We start from the raw sequence: 18,366 nt of genomic DNA on the forward strand, positions 1-18,366 counted from the left end.
GATATCATTCTTTACACTTAAAACTTACATTTGTAATATTTATTGCCATCAAAAGTAAGATACGAGGAGGGAATCTAATGAAAAAGAATCATCTGTTAAATCCATTGTTTATGATGATAATAGTCTGCTTTTTGGTTATATCCGGCTGCTCAAAAGAAAATAAACAGGATGAGACGTTTGATCAATTTTCGAATCTTTTATCAAAGCAAACATATGATCTGCTATATGATTTATTATCCAATGAATCCAAAAGAACAATCACAGAGGAAGAGTTTGTATCAAGATATACAAATATTCACTCAGGTATTGAAGCTGTTGATATAAATGTAAAAAGAGAAGATATCGACCACGAGGAGAATGTGATTCCATTCTCTATCGAAATGGACACTGTAGCAGGAAAGGTTTCATCATCTTATCAATTACATCTAGTAAAGGAAGACGATGAATGGAAGATTCAATGGGACGAAAGCTTAATTTTTCCAACCATGAAAAAAGGTGACAGAGTCAAGGTGAATACGATGAAAGCAACAAGGGGACGTATACTTGCACGAAATGGATATCCACTTGCAAAAGATGGTGAAATCAAAACTGTTGGTATTAACCCTGAGGTGTTTGATAAAAACAATCGTGAAGAAAAAATTAAAGAACTAGCAGCGGTGTTAGACATAAGTGAAGAAACAATTTTAAAAAAATTAGATCGTAATACGAATCCCAATTATTTTGTTCCTATTGTAGATATGTTGCCGGATGATGATAAACTAAAAAAATTACAAGATCGAGGTGCTGAGGGTATTTTTGTAAACGATAAACTTTCAAGAGTGTATATCAATCATAAAGCATTCGGACGACTTCTTGGCTATGTTGGTAATATTACGGCTGAGGAAATGGAAGAAAACAAAGAAAAAGGCTATAGTACGACATCCCTAATCGGAAAGGCTGGTCTTGAGCAAGTATATGAAGAAACATTAAGAGGAATTGAAGGAGTAGAGATTTATATTGAAAGAGATAATGAAAAAATAGAAACCCTAGCAAAAAAAGAACCACAACATGGTCAGGATATTAAATTAACGATTGACTCGAATTTACAAAGTATCATTTATGATGAAATGAATGGTGAGAAAGGTTCAGCAGCAGCCGTTCATCCAAAAACTGGAGAAGTACTTGCTTTAGTAAGTTCGCCCTCTTATAACTCAAATCGTTATACAACCTATGTGACAAAAGAAGAACAACAAAGACGTGAAGAAAGTGAATTTGCTGATGAAGTGAACCGATTTAGTAAGCTATATTCACCAGGATCTGTATTTAAATTAGTAACTGCAACGGCTGGACTGGAAAAAGGTACATTAGATCCAGAGAAGCAAATTTCCATCAAGGGCCGTTCATGGCAAAAAGATCGTTCATGGGGAAACTACAGGATAACAAGGGTGAATAATCAATCATCTGTTAATTTAATAGATGCGGTAAAATACTCAGATAATATTTATTTTGCGATGAGTGCACTTGAATTAGGCAGTGAGGAATTTATAGCTGGTGCGAAGAAATTTGGAATTGGTGAACCATTAGAGATTGGTTATCCGTTGGGTAAAAGTCAAATTTCGAATGGTAATAGTATTGATAGAGAAATTTTAATTGCTGATTCAGGGTACGGACAAGGAGAAGTAATGGTCACATCATTAAATATGGCTCTTGCATATAGTTCATTATCAAATAATGGAAATATCATGGCACCAGCATTATTGCAAACAGAAAATCAGAAAGTAGAAGTTTGGAAAGAAACAGTTATTCCTCCAGCACATCTATCTACTTTGCAACGTGCATTTACTGCTGTTATTAATGAAGAGGGCGGTACAGCTAGTGCTGCAAAAATTTCGGGAGTTTCATTAGCTGGAAAAACAGGAACAGCGGAAATCAAAGCATCCCAAGTTGATGAAAATGGAACGGAAAATGGCTGGTTTATTGCAACTGATTTAGATTCTGGCAGAATCTCTCTTGCGGTCGTACTTGAAGATGTAAAAGAGAAGGGTGGCAGTCATGCTACTTTACCGATTATAAAAAACACATTATTATCTTATTTACAATGAAACAATTGCGGTTCTAAGAACTAGAACTATGGATAAGCGTGTGGAGGTATGGGGCGGGAGGAATTTGTTATATGTATTCCTGATATTTCTTTATTAGAAGCGGAAGAGATGGCCGATATTATTCGAATGAACATTTCTCAGACGATAATACCTTATATGGATATAGAGATTTCTGTTACGTCAAGCTTTGGGATTTCTTCTGCCTAAATGAGTAGTTTTGGAGATGATAGAACAATCTTGCAAACTCTCATGAAGAAGCTGATCAAGTCCTTTATGCTGCAAAGCGGAAGGGGAGAAATTGTGTTGAACTGTATGAGAAAGGAGGTTGAGCGTTCCTTTAATATTTAATAGATGTGTATTGCTAAATAAAAAAATTCCCTGCCTTGATATGCTGGGAATTTTTTAAATCCTATCTTTCTTTGGTTTTGTATTTCCAATAAATGGAGGGACGATTAACCTGTCCCTTTGTCCCAACTGTGTTGTTTACGATAGTCACTTGGGGTCATGTTAAAAATTTGTTTAAACTTTTTATAGAAGAAAGTTACGCTTGAGTAGCCTACTTCATCGGCAATGTGAGGGATTGGTAAGTTTGAGTTAATTAGCATCATGCCTGCTTTGCTTATTTTTTGAAGCTGCAGGAGGTCTTTGAACGATTTGCCGGTTCCCTTTTTTAATAAGTTAGATAAATAGTTTGGATGAAAATTAAAGTGCTTTGCCATTGAAGTTAATGTACAGTCTTGATAATGGTCTTCAATGTACTGTAGAAAATCAATCAATGTATAATTGTTGGAATTTGGAACATGAGCATGCCGCTGACTAATTTCATCTTCCCGGATGAGCTCTGAAAACAAAATAACGAGATAGGAGTTAATAATTTCATCAGAATAGATTCTTTTATGAAAGTATTCCCACACAATATTATTGACAACTTCGATAATTTTTTGATTTTTCCCATGGTTAAATAAAAGATAACGATTTGACTCTCTGCTCTCCATTAGTAAATCAACAAGGAATATGGAAATGATACTCTGAGATGAAAGTCTGCTTAAGAAGCTGGGAGATAAATAGTCCTTTTTTAATGTAATACTTAAAATAATATCATCTTTACTTGTTTCTTCCACTGTATGAGGCGTATATTTATCGATCATGACTAAAGTTCCTTCTGTAAGAGGAATAACATTCTTATTAATCACTACATTGCATGTGCCTTTGAAAACATAGGTGAGTTCGATGAATTGATGGACATGAACGGGTATCTCTGAATGATAGGGTTGTTGTGTGATCACGATGCTATCTTCAATAAATGTATTTTTAATCGCGTCAATTGTGTAATTATATAAAAAAACTTCATCACCATCTATTAAAATCGTCTCAGCTGGTATGAGTGCTTCAATTTCTTCTCTTTTCTTCGTAAATTGTCTCGCCATTAAAAATTCGGTTAATTCCATTGCATCCATTGTCTCCCCTCGACAATTATCCAAGCCTTAGCTTAAGACATTTTTAACACTAGTTATAGTCCAAGTCAAGGGTGAATAATCAAAGGGAAGCTATGTGTTATCTACAAATGACAACGCTAACTAAAGATCTTTGAAATGAGTAAACATGATCTTTTGTTCTAACATTATAAGCGATTCAATTAATTGATAGTATGGTAATCAAATAGTAAATGAGGTGAATGAAATGGACCGTAGTTTTCCGAATGAATTTATTTGGGGATCGGCAACTGCAGCTTATCAAGTTGAAGGAAATAATGTGAATAGTGATTTTTGGGCTGAAGAACATGCTGAAGGTTCTCCTTATAAAGATAAATCTGGCGATGCGATTGATCATTACAGATTATATAAGAAAGATATTGAATTGATGGCTAAGTTAGGATTTAAAGCTTATCGTTTTTCAATCGAGTGGGCACGAATTGAACCCGCAAGAGGGCACTTCTCCCGTTCAGCGATACAACATTATAAAGATGTATTAGAAACATGTCATACAAATGGATTGACTCCTGTTGTAGCACTCCATCATTTCTCTTCACCACAATGGTTAATGAGGTTGGGGGGATGGAACAGTACTGACATTCCTAAGCTTTTTGCTCATTATTGTGAAGTCGTTATGAGAGAACTGGGGCACTTAATTCCATATGTATTGACGATGAATGAAGTGAATTTACCAGTCATGCTTAAGGAAATCTTCTCAAAAATAGGCTTTGTACCACCTGTTGGGATTGACCGGGAGTCTTGGGTAGCCCCTAAGTGGAGACAATTTGCTGCAAAATTATGTGGTGCAAATCCAAGTGAATATTTCACCTTCCACATGATCTCTGATGAAAAATCGATCAAGCTTATGAAAGAAGCACATAAAAAAACACGGGCAGTCATTAAAAAAATTCACCCGGAAACAAAAGTGGGCTTTTCTATGGCGCTTCCACATATTGACTTTATTCCTGGCGGGGAAACATTATCAACAGAGAAATGGAATAGTTATTTTCTCCAATTCCTGGATATGATGGATGGAGACGACTTTTTCGGTTTGCAAAATTACACTCGAGAAATATATGGACCGAACGGACAAATTCAACCAGATCAAGATACTGAAGTAACACAAATGGGATATGAATATCATCCGGAAGCTCTAGGAAAAGTAGTAGAGGAAGTAGCAAAATCGATCACCATTCCCATCATGATCACAGAAAATGGAGTAGCAACGGCTGATGATAAAAAGCGTGTAGAATTTATACAAAGAGCGTTAACAAGCTTGCATTCTTGTATAGAGAAAGGGATTGAAGTGATCGGTTATTTACATTGGTCAACATTTGATAATTTTGAATGGCAATCAGGGTATGGAATGCAGTTTGGATTAATTGAAGTGGATCGTCATACACAGGAAAGAACCGTAAAAAATAGCGGGTATTTTTTAGGTAGAATCGCAAAGGAAAATAAATTGGCAGCTAATGTAATGGTTCGCTTTTAAAAAGGATTTTAGTTATTGTACTATAGTGAAACAGTAGGGTTGGATTTGATCCACTGATGGAAAAAAAGAAGCTGTTCTTTAAGTATCAGATACTTAGAGAACAGCCTTTTAGTTATTATTAAGGGATTGCATAAACTTCAACAGTGAAGCTTTCTCCATCGGTGTTTTCCGGTCTAGCGATGTAGAAATCTTCGCTCGTTTTTATTTCTGTCTCTGATCCGTCTGTGAGATCATAGAAGATCGTTTCGTCGACATCGAAGCTTATGTCCTTCATGACATCGAATGTTGCATCTTTAGGACCTTCAACGATTTTCCATTGTAATTTGGTCGCATAAGGAGGGATGTTTCCGATCGTGAAATTATCACTTGATCGGTTATCCTGACCGTCCTGGGGCTGGCCTTCAGATTGGATCGTCGCGATTTTCTCAGGAGCCTCGACCTCCACATGAAAAGCATCTCCATCCAGAATCCGGTCATAGGCGTACCAGGCACCGAGCCATGTCCCTGCAGCACCGTTCGACTCAGCGGAAATCATTCTAACAGAAAAATGATCTGAACCGTTCGTCGATGAACCTTCCCAGGTAGAAGCGAAAGGAAATTCGTCACACTGCTTTCCTGTTCGATCCTCACCTCCGAACTCTCGCTCACAAATCCTTCTTGTCTTGTTCCTATTACGGTTGTATTCCTCCTGATGACGTCTTGGATACATCCGTGTCAACGTGCTGTCTCCAACAGCTCCCGGTATTTTCTTTCCAACCATTTGAGGCTTTGTCTGTTCTGGATGGTCCATAGCATCCTTCCAATGCTGGCCGGCTTCCGTTAGCATTTCAAATTCAGGTTTCGTGATAGGGACATTGAAGATAGGTGTAGCTTTGCTGAATACGGCTCCTTGCTGGAAATATTGATTAGGGAAAGCGAACATATATTTTGCAGAATCATAGCGAACGGTCTGTTTAATGCCATCAATGCTCTTTTTGAATTTCCTTGGCGCATGTGTAAGGGTAAGTTCTGGCCAAAACTCCATATACCCCAACTGATCAGGGTTTTCATCAGTTGCTGGGGGCGCTTCTGATGTGAAAATTTCAGTACTGAAGTTCGTGTTTTTCCATTGGGCGATCGTTCGTTCTGTCGGTGGATAGTCTGGATCCTCTTTACAGTCACCTGCGTTCATCTTGGCTTCACATACCATATCAATTTTTAATTTAGCACCATTCAAGGATGGATGGGTCACGAGGATATCGTCAAGTGTATAAAAAACCCTCATTTTCCGGCTTTGGTTGGAGCCGTATCCTATTTCAGTGAATTGAAATTGAACACCTTCGTAAAGACAGATCCCGCCAAAACATTTTACCGGAACTTGATATGTTGCAACATGGGACCAACAGAAGGAATACCGGTTTTTGATATACCCTGTTTCTGAACTGCTGTCCGGATTTCTCCGGCATTCTTCTACAGTCTGGATATGATCATAATCGAATTCAGGAGGTGTCCATCCTTCTGCCGTCATGATCGGAGGAGCCATGTTCGCTCTGTATGTTGCGTCATTTTTCTGGTCATCTTCCATCAATTGATCTAATGTCTGGATGCCTTCTTTTTTATTGATCTGATCTTGCTTAATCTCAAGCTCTTCAATTGACTTGCCTTGCCTCAAAAGTTTCGTTGCCTTTTCAATCTTCTCCTTGTCGTTCGGGAGCCAATAGCCTCCGCCGTTTGCATCAGACTGCGCTTGTGCCGGTGAAATCATTCCTATGAACAAAAATAAAAGAAGTAAAGCTAAAACGATACGTCTGTAAAACATGGACATCCAATCCCTCCATTTATCTTTTGATTTGGAATGAAATGATGTCTTAGACACAGATAGAAGGGGTTGCCTTACAAACAATAAACTAGATCCATTACTTCGAGCAGCTTCCAAATCGAAAAAAGGATACTACAAGGAAAAATTTTTTACAATATATTACAAGGAAAACACAACAAATAACCTATAAGAACTCCAAAATAATAAGCCTATTAGGAAAATGGGCTGTATAAAGAACACTTTAGATTGGGGAAAGGGGGCTTATCAAATTATAGGAATATCAGAACAACTCTTTTCGTTATTCCTGAGGTGAAAAGAATAATTATTTAACAAACACATATAATAATAAAAAAATAACCGCAGTGCGCCAACACTACGGTTAACTATACAATTGTGATTCGCACTAATAAGGTTTTATACAGAGAGTACTTCACCCGTGTCGCCAAACAGAAGGGTGGATTACTCTTTTCTTTTATCGATTAATAGGACGATTAAAGTCACTAATGCTATCATAAACATTGCTGTACTCATGTCCATCAGTTGCACCTCCCTTATAAGAGGCTAAAACCGCCAACCCTCATGCGATTGTCTTTTTGTCATCGCAGAAAATCAGCCCTGTCTTCCTAATGTGTGAAATAAAAAATCCTATTCCGACTGCCTTTTAAACCACTTCTTTTGGTAGTTATGATATAGGATATTGTGTGTGGTGCATGTCTTATAACCCTTTTTTAAAAATTTTTAATAAAAGTTAAAAATTTTCAACCCTAAAGCAAAAAAAAGAGATGCCTAAGCATCACGAGATTTTTCTCTATATAATATTTCGTTGAGGGGCGGATAATCAAGGGCATGCCAAATTCTAAGAAAGAATTCGATAGATGGTTGTGATTTATTATTCATATAAATGGATAAATTACTTTTATCGATGCCTGTTATTTCGGAAAGCTCTTTTTGAGTAATTTTTCGTTCTTTCATTATTTTCTTCATGTTATTTTTAATTAAACCATCATGACAATTAATAAGCGGTTCAACATTTTCCTTTGGAGTATTTCCCAGTTGTTTCGCTGCTTCATTTAAAATGGGAAGAAACTCAGGAAGAGATTCATACAATTTCCTTGTTATTTCTTTAGGTTTATGAGCATCAATGTTGTCTAGCATAGAATCGATAAAATACATGGTTGCCCCCTTGATGAAATCTTCCGGGGTATACTCAACATTTATTTTATCCATTTTAGCTTCCACATTGGCATATGTCGTATAGGACTGTATCTTTTCAAAATTCTCCTTTTTGAATCCTACTTTAACATATACATATTCTTCATTTTCCGGTGTACCTTCTGTTTCGGTTGTATCATTGCCGTTAAAGCCCATATACACAACTTTAGTATGGTCGGCATTATTTTTTTTCCTCATATTCATGTATATCGCCTCCTAAACGTGGACAAGATATCTTTAAGAAAATAAGTGAGGTGCTAAAAATGACAAAAGATGAAAGAAAAGATGTAACCAGAGATATAGGCGGCACTGGAAAGCGTTCGTAATTTTATAGGAACTTTGTTTTTATCCAACCTAAAGGGGAGTCGAATTTAGATTCCTGGACTAATACAAAATGATGTTATGTAAATAACATAAAAATAATCAATGAATGAGGACACTTTTGGTGTCTTTTTTATTATATGCCAGGTTGATGATTCTTATTATCTACAATTGAAAAACTTCAACTTTTGGTTGAAAATGGCGTATTTTTAAAATGATAAACAAATCACATTTGGTTGTTCGGTTTTGCTACTTAAAATAAGCATTTATTAAATGTCTTACTTCTAATTATGATCTTTAACAATCAAGCTCTTATTGGTGTAACGAAAGAAGCCCAATTTCTCAATTTTTACTGTGAAAAGCTGCGTACTCAAACATCTAGGAGTCGAATTTCGAATACAAACACTTTTTGTATGTCATTAAAATGTTTGTTACATACTAATGAAAAAAGAGGGATGAGATTTCATGGGAAAAAGGAATAAACAGCCTGCACCGAATCCTGCCGTATCTTTAAAGGAAATTAAGTCTACTGAATTCGATTCTCCAAAACCAGAAACTATTCACGAATTTTCAGAAGAACTTTCTGACGGAGGAGAACGAAACGAAATGATAACAAGACAACAAAAAAATGAGTCATAAAAAGTGATGAGAGAAAACGATTATCGAGAGTTTTAAGAAATAAAGGAGAATAAATTAATAATGGATGAGTTAATATGTGGGTATTGTTAAGAGAAATTTTGCAACAATGGATTTCACTTTTATTAGTTCACGAAGGTTTGATTTTTTAAATTAAAGGTATTCTAATATTTAATAGTTGCGAATAGCTCAAGAGTCTTTGATTTTTCCACAACCAGAAGTGTGTTAGTTAAATAAGCCAATAAAAATAGAACTTCTGCGAAATTGGAAGTTCTATTTTTCAGTTATCTAAATTTCTTATTTTCTTCAGATTGTTTTGATTCTTTAACATTTAAAACACGGTCAATATCCAACCATGGCTTTCCTCGAATTGTATCATTTGATGTAAGGGTAACTTTCTCTTTAATAATTTTTTTGGGCATATTCATTCCTCCAGTATTCTATTTTTTAATAAGCGACCCTGTTTGGACTTTTTGTATAAGTTTTATCTAAAATAAGTAGAATATGATTTCCTTTATTTATATACTACCCAAGAAAATCAAAGGTATCGAAAGGAAAATAACAGTACATCTTCTGGATTTTTTATTGGTGATATTTTAGTCTTTATTTTTTTTAGAAGCTGCCAATTTAATTGTCAACCTATGACTTGCAAATTTCCAATTTGCTAATTAGATTCTCTAATAATCATTTTTCCGTTATAGATTTTTTTGACAGGAATTTGTATATTACCATTAATCTTATTTGCCAAATGATCTACTAAGTCTTTAGACATATCGTTTATGCGATTACAGATAGTAGAAACTTGGGGAGTAGTAACCAATGATATAGGATGATTATCAAAGCCGATAATTGAAAAATCCTGTGGTATTTTTATGTCATGTATTTCTGCAGATTTTATTAATCCAGCAGCTACAAAATCACTTCCAGCAATGATCCCCTCCATTTCTAAACGATTTCTGAAAAGTTGTTCACCTAATGTGATTCCATTTTCTATAGTTGAAATTTGATTAAATATATAATCCTTAGTGTGATTTATGCTTTTTTTTTCATGAGCAAGAATAAATCCCCTTAATCTCGCTTGTTGAGAAGGAGTATCGATATTATCTGAGCAGAATCCTAACTTTGTTAAGCCTTTATTTAGAAGATATGTAGTTGCTTCAAATGTTACGTTTTGCTCGTTCAAGCAAAAGACGTCAAAATAGTTTCCTGAAAAATCTTCATTACAAGCAACAATTAAATTCTTCTGTGTACATTCAGCAATCTCTTCTTCTGATAAAAGCGAAGATGTCAAAATCATTCCATCCAACTCTTTATTCCGAAGTTGGGTATAGACTTCTCTTTCTACTTTTTTGCTTAAAAAGGTTTGATGTACTACAGTTTTAAATCCTCTTCTGTTGCATTCCAAAGAAATGGAACTAACGAGTTGGCTAAAATAGGGGTGATTTAAATCAGGGACGAGGATACCTATACACTTTGTTTGCGTTTGACGAAATTGCTTAGCAAGAGAATTTGGAACATAATTTAGCTCTTTAATAACTTTTTCGACCTTCATTCTATTTTCATTTGAAACGTAAGGATGGTTAGTAAGTACTCTCGAAACTGTGGATTTTGAAACACCGCTTAATCGCGCAATATCATATATAGTAACCATTATGCACCTCGGAAAAAAAGTATTGACCTGGGACCGCTCCCATCATTTATCTTTTTAATATGTAATTGAATGGGGTGTTAATTATGAATTTTAAAATTAATAAATCTTTTTCTGTTTCTAATGAGGTCAAGTATTTAATCTTTTTTGATTTTGATGAAACGTATTATCCTCATGCTTGTACAGTAGAGCAACTGAACAGTTTATATGAGCTAGAAGAGTACTTAAACAAACTTTCCAATGAACAGTCCGTCAAAATTGGATGGATAACTGGTAGTGACCTTTATCAGATTGTTCATAAAGTGGAACGAACAAAAATGGTTTATAGTCCTCATTTTATAGCAAGTAACCTAGGAACTGAAGTTTATGATGTAAGAGAAGATGGTCAATTAATTGCTAATAAGGAATGGGAAAGCAGATTACAGAATTCTAATTTCTCAAATGACAAGATAACAGAGCTAGTGAGAGAACTTTATAATCAATTTAGAATAAAACTTGTAGAGCAGACACAATTAGGTCAAAAGCGTTACAAATGCAACTATTACTACTATATGAGCTCCCAGACACAAACTCAACACGATTTAAATATAATTAGGCATTTAGCAAAAATAAATGGTATTGGATTAAATATAAACCGTTGTAATCCAAATGCAGGAGACCCAGAAAGTGCATTTGATGTTGACTTTATTCCTCAGTATACAGGTAAAAAAGAGGTAGTAAAGTTTGTGATGAACCTTTACAAAGTTCCTCTTACTAACACAATTGCTTTTGGAGATAGTGGTAATGATGTAGAAATGCTAAAAACAGTTCAACATGGTTATTTATTAGCAAATGCTACTGCAGAAGCTAGGAGTTTACATAATAAGGTGACACAATCAGATTATTCTAAAGGAATATTAGAAGTACTCAAAAACATTTTTGGTGAAATATGATAACTAATGTTTGTTAGAAGAAATTTTGATCTCTACAAATAAAGATCTTCCAGGAACGAAGCGCCATTCTTGAACAAGGATGTGCGTTTGTTTTTCCATTAAAGGCCCAGATTGTTGAGTAAAATCTTTATTGGTATAGGATTATACAACGTGAACCTTACCATAAAAGTGGTAAAGCAGGGAGTAATAGTTTCTCTGGGTAACAAGGTTCTGAAAAATGATTAAAACCAAAGAGACCGTCATTAGTAGACGGTCTCATTAGTAATTTAGGATCCATTTGTGGATGTTAGAGAACAAATGGGAGCGACTGACTATTTAGGCTTTGAACTAGAATGATGCAGTTTAACTTATGACTTTGTTTTTTTCAATCATTTCTTTCTTACTAAGAATGTTTTTTTTTCTAATCGTTATCTCTGCAATAAAAAGATTAAGAATCCAACATAACCAGACTGCTATCGTATAGGCATCTCCATAGGAAAAATTCATTGCGTTATGAGTAATGGCTACGATTATATAAATAGTCATATTCGCAAAGGAAAGAAAGAAACTCCGAATGATCCATTGACTATGTAGGATTACTTTTTGTCTCTTGATATACCAAAACCCTAGGAACGTTGTGCCGAGCCATAATGTATTTAAAATTAGAAACCCGATTGTACTTGGCAATCCCCCTGTTGCAAAGAAAGAGACATAGACTCCGGGAATGAAATTTAACATGATAGACAGCACATATAATCGGCCATTCCAATGGTGAAACTTGATAGATTTTATGCGTATTCTTTTTATCACTCCTAATGGGCCGGTGAGTAGCGCAATAATAGCCAGCAAAATATGAATACGAATCATTACGATCCATAGGGATTTATCTGTCAAAATGACATCCTTTCTAGAAAGAAATTTTTCAAAAGTAGGATCCACCATCATATTCTTAGAAAATGTATGAAATACCCATAGGATTGGGATGATTAAAATTGCTATTCGAATGAATTTTTTCATCAGCTCTTCCTCCATTGCTGCTTAGGAAAATAAACTGCGATTAGTCATAATAAAGACAGCAGCCATAATGAATAGAAAGGTAATCCAACTATACCATTTTAACTTTAAGACATTTTCTACTAATTTCTTCTCTGGGTACTTTGAAAGAATAATCCTTTTTAGATTTCTATGCATCATTCCAATCGTGCCGCCAATCAGGACAAGCATCACGATTGCAATCCCTGCCCATAAGATTGAAGGATAGGATGAATAACCAAAGCTCATCCATCCTCCTGAAATCATCAAAAGAACTAATGCATAATGACCTGCTTGCATAAAGCTCAAAGTCGTTTTAAGGACTGTCTTTAATTCATTGCCCGTACGAGAAAATATGGTATGAATGATAAAAGGGAAAGAAAGGAAGCTTCCTAAAAATAAAGCACTAACAACATGAATAAATACAAGGAATGAATACATAGTTATATATTCCTTTTAAGTAAGACGATGTCCAATTAATTTTGAAGAGGGAAGCATACCAGCCTTCGCTTCACCATCCATTTGGTTTCCATCTATCGAAACGCTAAACCTTAAAGTAAGACGTATGGGCTTCGTTACTTTCATGGACCACTTTAATTGATTCCCTTCAAGGAAAGGGTTGTCTAAAGGAACAATCTCTTCTCCTTGCTTTGCAGTTCCAACTATGTGTCCATCATTTATAGATAAATCTATTAATACAGAAAGCTTTCCTATAGGGGAGTAAATGGTGGTATCCCATTTTCCTTGAAAATCCTTAATTTCATTAGATTGAATAGTGGAAGGTTGTCTTGTCGCTTCAACTGGATTTTCATGTTTACTTTTTTTAGGTACATTTCCTTCAGCCTTCCAAACCGTCCCCCTTCGTTCGTGTTCAAATAATTGCTCTACAGCATGTGCAATTTGGGGACCTAACTCTCGTTCAACTAAGTAAAGGGCAACATCTAATCCTGATGTCACACCACCTCCAGTGATGAGATTACCATCATCAACAACTCGTGCGTTAACGGGAATAGCACCTGTGGCACTTAAAAGGTCCATTCCGATATGATGGGTAACGGCATGCCGGCCTTCTAATAAACCACCCATAGCTAATAGGCAAGAACCACCGCAAACTGTGGTTAGCAAAATATCCGGCTTCATCATGGCTTCTTTTAATAAATGACTTAATTCTGTTTCCGTTGCTTGTTGTAATTTAACTGGCACCGAATCTGGTCCATGATCATGAACAGAACCGGATGCTCCCGGAATAAGAATGATTCCTTTACGGTTTAAATCAAGTTTATCACTTGCTTGAACTTGTAAATGATTGACGCCACTTGTCACCAAACGCTTGCCTTCAGCAGATACAAGTTTAACGGTTACTTCCTCGTTTGAGTACATCGCAGCAGCAGTAAACACTTCATAAGGAGCAATAGCGTCTAATAAATCAAATCCATCAAACAATACAATTTGGATTTCCATACATAATCCCTCCATTAAAAATGAATTTCAAACCAATTATTTCTTTATTTTGTCAGTTGATTTTTCACTCTTTGATATTCCGCCTCGGTTTGTTCCCCCTTTAACACTAGGTCTTTCAGAGGTCAATTTGGTTATGATTCCTATAACGGTAGCGTATTGCGTATATGTGAATCGCTACAAAACAAAGCACCGAATGGAAAGAATGAGAAAGTGTGATCTATTTGTAAATCCTCCCTTAAAGTTGTTAACGTGTGAAGTAAAACATGATTTTCGTTCAACAATGAAAGAATAACCTTTGAATATCTCAAAAGATGGTATAAAACAATCACAAAAGAATCACAATCTATAGTCACAAAACGTTATTTTATTGAAAAAATGATAAACTACAATAGAATTTTAATTATGATGTTCGTTTTTAGAGTGTGTCATTTAAGGAAAGGTGGATTTTCGTGAAGGAAGTGCATACGATTCTAGTTGTTGACGATGATAAAAGCATTGTCGAGCTATTAAGGGATTTCTTAGAGATTGAAGGTTTTAATGTGAAAACGACTTATGACACAACACAGGCACTAGCCGTGTTTGAGCAGAGTACAATTCATTGCATCGTCCTTGATATTATGATGCCGGGACAAAATGGTTTTGATTTATGCCGGCAGATTCGTATGAAAAGCAACGTACCAATCCTTTTTTTGAGTGCTTTGAGTGATGATGTAGATAAGATTCGCGGCCTAGCACTTGGAGGTGACGATTATATCGTCAAAAACGCTTCGCCGGGTGAGATTGTTGCAAGAGTGAAGGCTGTATTACGGCGTTCCAGTTCTCAGCAAGAATTTAAGAGGAAGTTCTTGGATTATGGAAGGCTCTCGTTGGATTTGTCGACAAGAGAAGTTTTTGTAGAAGGGCAGCCCATCTCACTCACACCGAAAGAGTATGATTTGCTGCAATTGTTTGCAGAACATCCGAAATATGTATTTTCTTACGACCAATTACTTAATAAATTTTGGGAAGGAATTGGTGACAAACATACAATTCGTGTCCATCTAAGCCGACTACGGGAGAAAATTGAGGCTGATCCAAATGATCCGCAATTTATCGTCAACGTATGGGGGATAGGCTATCGTTTCAAAGGAGAGTAAAATGAAAACCATTCGTATTCGTAAGTTCACCATTCTCTGCTTATTTATTATCCTGATTTTTCCATGGATGTTTTATTTGGGGGCGCATTTTCTTGAAACAAAATCGTTCAATCTTGGCATTCAAGCCAATTCAAAAATGACTCAAATTATTGCAATAATTACTGGTCTACTATTGGCCTTTTTGATTGTTGCCTATGCAATGCGTAGATATATTCTCATTCCTCTGGAGAAAATGAGCGCAAGTGCTAGGCAAATTGCAGAAGGAGATTTGGATATCCAGTTACCTTACTCAAAGATTTCAGAAATTACTGAAGTCCATGACGGTTTTCATATCATGGTAGATAGTTTGAAAAATTCTTTTCAGAAACAGGTAGAATTGGAAGATGAACAGAGATTTGTGATTGCTGCAGTTGCGCATGATTTACGGACACCATTATTTGCCTTACGGGGCTATTTGGAAGGTTTAGAGCAAGGTATTGCTGATTCACCTGAAAAACAAGTAAAGTATCTTCAGGTTTGTAAGGAAAAGTCTGCACAATTGGACCGACTAGTTGAGGATCTTTTCACATTTACAAAGACAGAATTATTGGAGATGGAATTCAAAGAAAATACGGTAGACCTTTCAATTGTTTTACAGAGGTCGATTGACAGCGTTAGTCCACTAGCTCACCAGAAGCATGTATCGATCATTATGCACCAATTTGGTGAGGAGTGTGTAGTCATTGGTGATTCACATTTATTGGAGCGAGCCATGAACAATTTATTGGATAATGCAGTCAGACATACCCCCTGCCATGGGAAGGTTTTTGTAGAATGCTATAAGAATGGCAACAATGTGAACTTTACCATTAAAGATACAGGTGAGGGTTTCTCTTCAGATGAGCTTCAACGAGTTTTTGAACCATTATATCGTGGGGAAGCATCAAGAAATCGCTTAACTGGGGGAGTTGGGCTGGGGATGACGATCTCAAAGAGAATCATTACACAACACGGCGGTCACCTTGTCGCAGATAACCATTCAGACGGTGGTGCACTTCTAAGTGGCTGGATACCCTTGGCAAACAGTTCTTTCTATTCTCATACTTGAAAGCCTTATTTGTCAATCCTGATTAACTGATTCCTTTTGTCTAGAGCCTCTTTCTAAGAAATATTTTGCTTTACCATCAAACTAGCAGTGAACCGTTTCATAAATAATGATTGAATTATTCAACAATCAAGCGCTTTTCCGGAATAGGTAAAGCGTCAAAGGAGGAGCATTTACATTAACATTTGTTATTAAATCCTTGGAGTGGAGTATACTTTTCTGCTTCAAAATAAAATTGCATACTTTTTCAGAAGAAAAGGATATTGGTGTTCTTTGTGGAATGAATTTAGTAAAAATGAAAAAAAGGAGTTACTTATGTGCCGAAACATTAGAACATTATTTAATTTCGACCCACCTGCTACCGATGAAGAGATTCATGCAGCAGCACTTCAGTACGTAAGAAAGATAACGGGCTATAACAAACCTTCAAAAGCAAACGAGGAGGCGTTTAATCGTGCGGTCATTGAAATAGCAATGGCTTCTAGGAATCTATTGAACTCTCTTGAAACCAGTGCCGAGCCTCGTGACCGTGAGGTCGAAGCTGAGCGTGCTCGTACCAGAGCAGCTAAAAGGTTTGGAACGAATTAGTAAGGACAAAGAATAGAAAAGAGTAAAAGCTTTTTCGAATTTTTTATTATTCCTCAATAGGGCGCATATACACAAAAGGGAATGCGCCTTTACAAAGGTTGGGCAAGTTTGTCAAATTTAAACAGTCTTTAATGGGTGCATTTCTAATTTAGAAATTGCACTTTTTTCATTTAAAGACAATTTTTATAGAATATACAGGAGTAGATAAAGTTGAATCTTATTCAAAGGTAACAATTATCTTTTATTTAGATTTATAATAAATTACATAGGACAACGTAGTTGTATTATATAGATGGTAGAGGGGTTTTATTGATATTAAAACTCAGATTAGTCAAAGCTTTAGAAGTCCTCAATCTTCATTTATACTGTTGGTACACTTTGAATGTAGCGTGCTTTAAAAATATATATACTTTATTTTTAAAATATTTTTGAAATATTGTAATATAATGTAAAAGAAAATCTGCTTTGTTTAAGAGTTATATTACTAACAGTCTTTCAAAATTAGGTGTGTTTATTATGATAGCGTCTTTTTTAGTAATCGACAATTTAATAAAACAAGGCTTATAGAGTTCACTGAGGTTAAGTTTTGAAGAATTTTTAACATTAATACAGAATACTATTTAAATAATTCTTACAGAATTTTCAAGTGAGTTTTTTAGTTAGGTATCAATTGCATATTGAAAAATAGTGAAAAAAGGAGGGAATATAGAATGAATCATCATGCATTAAAAATGTACGACTACCACGTATGGGCAAATGGAGTAATAATTGATCGTTTAATAGAACTTCCGCAAGACATTTATCATAAGGAAATTCAAACTGGTTTCACTTCGGTATCAAAGGTGTTGTCTCACATTTATGCCACAGATTACACATGGCTTGACATTATTTCAGGTAAAAGCATGAAAGAAGCATTGTTGTATGCAGATCAATTAAGAGAACAGGTAGAAACAAAAAGTATAGAAGAAATGGAAAAGATCTCTTTAGACGTATCTAAACGTTATAAAGAACTTCTTAACAGCCAAGAAAGTGTTGAAAAGGTTATAGTGGTTGATAATCCTTATGCAGGATTACTTGAAACGTCCGTTTTTGAAACGGTGATACATGTTGTCACTCACGGATCTTATCATCGTGGCAATATAGCTACTATGTTACGGCAAATGGGGCACACCTCTGTGATGCAGGATTATGGACTTTATCTATTCATGCCTCAAACCTTATGATTTCTCGCTTGGGGTATTGTGTATTTTTGGGTATTTCCCAAATTAAAGAGTGCTAGTGTCATAAGGTGTGAATACGTTTTAATGATCTAAGTAATTCCGAAATAGGGTTCAATTCTATAGCGGGAATTGTCTCTTTTTATGCTAAGGGGTAGATGTACAATAGCGAGAGAGAAAAAACTCCCTATTATTCTCATTAATTGAACTTCTAGTAAAATATCAATCATCCAAACTAGGCTGCTATAAGTGAAACGTCTCAAACCCTTGGAATAAA

General features: G+C 35.5%; 17 protein-coding genes. 9 read left to right on the forward strand and 8 right to left on the reverse strand.

The window, feature by feature from the left end:
- The first annotated feature begins 77 nt into the window (after window positions 1–77).
- Window positions 78–2,081 (forward strand): penicillin-binding transpeptidase domain-containing protein, encoded by a 2,004-nt coding sequence (locus tag AC4GZ8_RS02710; RefSeq protein WP_491080259.1) that lies wholly within the window; start codon window positions 78–80, stop codon window positions 2,079–2,081.
- A gap of 48 nt (window positions 2,082–2,129) precedes the next feature.
- Window positions 2,130–2,288: a diguanylate cyclase domain-containing protein gene (locus tag AC4GZ8_RS02715; RefSeq protein ID WP_491080260.1), complete on the forward strand. Its 159-nt coding sequence runs from the start codon at window positions 2,130–2,132 to the stop codon at window positions 2,286–2,288.
- Between the two features lie 245 nt (window positions 2,289–2,533).
- On the opposite strand, the gene AC4GZ8_RS02720 is transcribed toward AC4GZ8_RS02715, so the two are convergent.
- Window positions 2,534–3,538, reverse strand: coding sequence for an AraC family transcriptional regulator (locus tag AC4GZ8_RS02720; RefSeq protein ID WP_491080261.1), 1,005 nt, complete (start codon window positions 3,536–3,538; stop codon window positions 2,534–2,536).
- A gap of 223 nt (window positions 3,539–3,761) precedes the next feature.
- On the opposite strand from AC4GZ8_RS02720, the gene AC4GZ8_RS02725 reads away from it, so the two are divergent.
- A complete protein-coding gene (locus AC4GZ8_RS02725) occupies window positions 3,762–5,045 on the forward strand; it encodes a glycoside hydrolase family 1 protein (RefSeq protein WP_491080262.1) in 1,284 nt (427 codons plus the stop codon).
- Between the two features lie 118 nt (window positions 5,046–5,163).
- Here the strand turns inward: AC4GZ8_RS02725 and AC4GZ8_RS02730 are convergent, their stop codons facing one another.
- Both AC4GZ8_RS02730 and AC4GZ8_RS02735 read right to left on the reverse strand, forming a co-directional pair.
- Window positions 5,164–6,849 carry a NucA/NucB deoxyribonuclease domain-containing protein gene (locus AC4GZ8_RS02730; RefSeq protein ID WP_491080263.1) on the reverse strand — a complete coding sequence of 562 codons (1,686 nt, stop codon included), beginning with the start codon at window positions 6,847–6,849 and terminating at the stop codon, window positions 5,164–5,166.
- 780 nt (window positions 6,850–7,629) lie between these two features.
- Window positions 7,630–8,253: a helix-turn-helix domain-containing protein gene (locus AC4GZ8_RS02735; RefSeq protein ID WP_491080264.1), complete on the reverse strand. Its 624-nt coding sequence runs from the start codon at window positions 8,251–8,253 to the stop codon at window positions 7,630–7,632.
- A 588-nt stretch (window positions 8,254–8,841) separates the two neighbouring features.
- Here AC4GZ8_RS02735 and AC4GZ8_RS02740 point away from each other — a divergent pair.
- A complete protein-coding gene (locus AC4GZ8_RS02740) occupies window positions 8,842–9,015 on the forward strand; it encodes a hypothetical protein (RefSeq protein ID WP_491080265.1) in 174 nt (57 codons plus the stop codon).
- Between the two features lie 281 nt (window positions 9,016–9,296).
- On the opposite strand, the gene AC4GZ8_RS02745 is transcribed toward AC4GZ8_RS02740, so the two are convergent.
- Together AC4GZ8_RS02745 and AC4GZ8_RS02750 are read right to left on the reverse strand one after the other, a co-directional pair.
- Entirely contained in the window at window positions 9,297–9,434 is a 138-nt protein-coding gene (locus tag AC4GZ8_RS02745) for a hypothetical protein (protein WP_491080266.1), read from the reverse strand.
- A gap of 242 nt (window positions 9,435–9,676) precedes the next feature.
- Window positions 9,677–10,663 (reverse strand): LacI family DNA-binding transcriptional regulator, encoded by a 987-nt coding sequence (locus AC4GZ8_RS02750; RefSeq protein WP_491080267.1) that lies wholly within the window; start codon window positions 10,661–10,663, stop codon window positions 9,677–9,679.
- An 83-nt stretch (window positions 10,664–10,746) separates the two neighbouring features.
- On the opposite strand from AC4GZ8_RS02750, the gene AC4GZ8_RS02755 reads away from it, so the two are divergent.
- Window positions 10,747–11,592, forward strand: a complete 846-nt coding sequence (locus AC4GZ8_RS02755; RefSeq protein ID WP_491080268.1) for an HAD-IIB family hydrolase — start codon at window positions 10,747–10,749, stop codon at window positions 11,590–11,592.
- A gap of 342 nt (window positions 11,593–11,934) precedes the next feature.
- On the opposite strand, the gene AC4GZ8_RS02760 is transcribed toward AC4GZ8_RS02755, so the two are convergent.
- The 3 genes from AC4GZ8_RS02760 to AC4GZ8_RS02770 are packed head-to-tail and all read right to left on the reverse strand — an operon-like array spanning window position 11,935 to window position 14,064.
- Window positions 11,935–12,588 (reverse strand): DUF2306 domain-containing protein, encoded by a 654-nt coding sequence (locus AC4GZ8_RS02760; RefSeq protein WP_491080269.1) that lies wholly within the window; start codon window positions 12,586–12,588, stop codon window positions 11,935–11,937.
- Between the two features lie 21 nt (window positions 12,589–12,609).
- Entirely contained in the window at window positions 12,610–13,044 is a 435-nt protein-coding gene (locus AC4GZ8_RS02765; protein WP_491080270.1) for a hypothetical protein, read from the reverse strand.
- 15 nt (window positions 13,045–13,059) lie between these two features.
- Window positions 13,060–14,064: a DJ-1/PfpI family protein gene (locus tag AC4GZ8_RS02770; RefSeq protein WP_491080271.1), complete on the reverse strand. Its 1,005-nt coding sequence runs from the start codon at window positions 14,062–14,064 to the stop codon at window positions 13,060–13,062.
- Between the two features lie 449 nt (window positions 14,065–14,513).
- Between AC4GZ8_RS02770 and AC4GZ8_RS02775 the strand changes: the two genes are divergently transcribed.
- From AC4GZ8_RS02775 to AC4GZ8_RS02790, 4 genes are all read left to right on the forward strand, one after another.
- Window positions 14,514–15,200 carry a response regulator transcription factor gene (locus tag AC4GZ8_RS02775; protein ID WP_491080272.1) on the forward strand — a complete coding sequence of 229 codons (687 nt, stop codon included), beginning with the start codon at window positions 14,514–14,516 and terminating at the stop codon, window positions 15,198–15,200.
- Window position 15,201: 1 nt separating this feature from the next.
- Entirely contained in the window at window positions 15,202–16,287 is a 1,086-nt protein-coding gene (locus AC4GZ8_RS02780) for a sensor histidine kinase (RefSeq protein ID WP_491080273.1), read from the forward strand.
- A gap of 312 nt (window positions 16,288–16,599) precedes the next feature.
- Complete coding sequence (locus AC4GZ8_RS02785) at window positions 16,600–16,872, forward strand: DUF2277 domain-containing protein (RefSeq protein WP_491080274.1); 273 nt, start codon at window positions 16,600–16,602, stop codon at window positions 16,870–16,872.
- Between the two features lie 710 nt (window positions 16,873–17,582).
- Window positions 17,583–18,095 carry a DinB family protein gene (locus AC4GZ8_RS02790; RefSeq protein ID WP_491080275.1) on the forward strand — a complete coding sequence of 171 codons (513 nt, stop codon included), beginning with the start codon at window positions 17,583–17,585 and terminating at the stop codon, window positions 18,093–18,095.
- Window positions 18,096–18,366: the final 271 nt, after the last annotated feature.

The organism is Metabacillus sp. RB-C-LZQ-3-1, assembly GCF_058315175.1.

Bases quoted from the DNA above. Each gene is read 5' to 3' on its own strand.
- AC4GZ8_RS02730 (WP_491080263.1), bottom strand. From the start codon at position 6,849: ATGTCCATGTTTTACAGACGTATCGTTTTAGCTTTACTTCTTTTATTT.
- AC4GZ8_RS02740 (WP_491080265.1), top strand. From the start codon at position 8,842: ATGGGAAAAAGGAATAAACAGCCTGCACCGAATCCTGCCGTATCTTTA.
- AC4GZ8_RS02720 (WP_491080261.1), bottom strand. From the start codon at position 3,538: ATGGATGCAATGGAATTAACCGAATTTTTAATGGCGAGACAATTTACG.
- AC4GZ8_RS02770 (WP_491080271.1), bottom strand. From the start codon at position 14,064: ATGGAAATCCAAATTGTATTGTTTGATGGATTTGATTTATTAGACGCT.
- AC4GZ8_RS02785 (WP_491080274.1), top strand. From the start codon at position 16,600: ATGTGCCGAAACATTAGAACATTATTTAATTTCGACCCACCTGCTACC.
- AC4GZ8_RS02780 (WP_491080273.1), top strand. From the start codon at position 15,202: ATGAAAACCATTCGTATTCGTAAGTTCACCATTCTCTGCTTATTTATT.
- AC4GZ8_RS02760 (WP_491080269.1), bottom strand. From the start codon at position 12,588: ATGAAAAAATTCATTCGAATAGCAATTTTAATCATCCCAATCCTATGG.
- AC4GZ8_RS02745 (WP_491080266.1), bottom strand. From the start codon at position 9,434: ATGCCCAAAAAAATTATTAAAGAGAAAGTTACCCTTACATCAAATGAT.
- AC4GZ8_RS02725 (WP_491080262.1), top strand. From the start codon at position 3,762: ATGGACCGTAGTTTTCCGAATGAATTTATTTGGGGATCGGCAACTGCA.
- AC4GZ8_RS02710 (WP_491080259.1), top strand. From the start codon at position 78: ATGAAAAAGAATCATCTGTTAAATCCATTGTTTATGATGATAATAGTC.
- AC4GZ8_RS02765 (WP_491080270.1), bottom strand. From the start codon at position 13,044: ATGTATTCATTCCTTGTATTTATTCATGTTGTTAGTGCTTTATTTTTA.
- AC4GZ8_RS02715 (WP_491080260.1), top strand. From the start codon at position 2,130: ATGGGGCGGGAGGAATTTGTTATATGTATTCCTGATATTTCTTTATTA.
- AC4GZ8_RS02755 (WP_491080268.1), top strand. From the start codon at position 10,747: ATGAATTTTAAAATTAATAAATCTTTTTCTGTTTCTAATGAGGTCAAG.
- AC4GZ8_RS02750 (WP_491080267.1), bottom strand. From the start codon at position 10,663: ATGGTTACTATATATGATATTGCGCGATTAAGCGGTGTTTCAAAATCC.
- AC4GZ8_RS02790 (WP_491080275.1), top strand. From the start codon at position 17,583: ATGAATCATCATGCATTAAAAATGTACGACTACCACGTATGGGCAAAT.
- AC4GZ8_RS02735 (WP_491080264.1), bottom strand. From the start codon at position 8,253: ATGAGGAAAAAAAATAATGCCGACCATACTAAAGTTGTGTATATGGGC.